The organism is Alteromonas sp. G5_S2_22_S1, from assembly GCF_054968525.1.
On the sequence record NZ_JBQKUJ010000041.1, the window covers coordinates 1 to 1,644 of the forward strand.

Genomic DNA, 1,644 nt, shown 5'->3' on the forward strand with positions numbered 1-1,644 from the left:
GGAACATGCGCCTTAAGCGTTGGTGCTAGACGCGAATGCGGCGTAGAGTCACTGCGTTGACAAACGTTAACATCAGCAGTGACGGGCACTATAAGCGTTTACGCTCACAACAAACGTTGTGAGCTTTTTTTTCATGTGGGTTATAAATAGGGAGCCGCAATGGGCGTTTGAGAGTTCAAGAAACACCCAGTCAAAAACCCGAAAGGGAACCTTAAACATTTAAATTTTGCGTTAGCTGTTCCTTCTTAGTTTCTCAATTAGTAACAAAGGAACACAATGATGAACACTAATACACCTTCCCTAGACACCGAACACCAAAAATACTTCAACCTTGATATGAGATTTCACAAAAGTACGAATCCCGTTCTTCGAGGACGGCAAAAAAAGTATTTAGCGCTACTTCTCGCCGCTAGGCATAGTTTTGTATCTGCCATTACATGTGAAGCAATATGGCAGATTAAGCGGCACAAAGTTTTGGAGTCTCTAAATAGAATAGTGAAAGAAGGACTTCTATCAATTGCAGAAACAGACAGGGCAGCAGATGGGCGCATATATGTTCTAACTCATTCCGGTGCTAAGTTTGCATCAGATCTCATGCGAATAGACATCCCCTTCCGTTCTGCACAAGAGCCAATCACCCAAGTAAATCAAAATGCAATAATGCACGACTCAATTATGAGTTTTGTACTAAGCCTGGGATTACAAAATCAAACAAAGGATGGCATCCCAAAACCTTTATGGGATGGTTATTTGACTGAAACTGAATTTAAGCGAATTCATACTTCGTCAAAAATAAAAAATGTCGATGCGTTGGTACAGCTAGCCAATGGCGAGGTGGCGGCTGTTGAACTAGAAGCGTCATTTAAGCGGAAGCAGCAACACGAAAAAACGTTACTGAAATTGCGTGATGCAATGCTAGGTGAAAATAGACTTTACGATAAAGTCTTCATTATTCCCTGCTCTCAAAAGATTAATAACGACACACAACGCTTTCACAAACAGCTGTTTGAGGAGATGCCTCATCGTTATGATCGTAAAACGAAACAGCCTCTGCTAAGTGAAACTGAAGCCAACAAGCTCCAAGAAAAAATCATCTATAGAACAAAATTTATTGACCCAATAGAACAGACATTTTATCGATGAACTATTGTCGGAAGAAAAAGAGCACCTTGCGGTGCTCTTAATATTTATTGATGAAGTTTTTTACGAAGCCGTTTCTCTTGTAGGTAGATTGCGAGAGCGAATAGATATATTAGAAGTATATATAACGCCCCTTTAATCCCCACGAACGGGTAGGAGCTATGTGGCTCAAACCCAGTTATCATTTGAAATATCCAAATAACAAATACTACGTCACCGATGCTCATCAAAAATTTAGTAATCATGTCTAATACCATGAAGACGATTTGTTGCTTAGTCATTTGTCCTCCTAAGTTGCTTATGACCCGCATAAGTAACTAAGAACGACTAATGGTAATTTTCGTGGAACAAGAAAACGGGCATAGAATGCCCGTCAGTAAAATCGCTTTATTCGTCTGCCATAAATCGTAGAACAATACCTGCTGACAGTGCGAAAAATAGCGACGCAGCTATACACACACAGTTGTAATAAAAATACTTATTCAACTCAAAATCTGCTTCAGC

1 protein-coding gene is annotated in these 1,644 nt (G+C 40.0%); it reads left to right on the plus strand.

The features are described from left to right. Positions 1-276: 276 nt before the first annotated feature. Positions 277-1,143, plus strand: coding sequence for a hypothetical protein (locus tag ACTRWF_RS19570; RefSeq protein ID WP_462836094.1), 867 nt, complete (start codon positions 277-279; stop codon positions 1,141-1,143). The last annotated feature ends 501 nt before the right edge of the window (positions 1,144-1,644 follow it).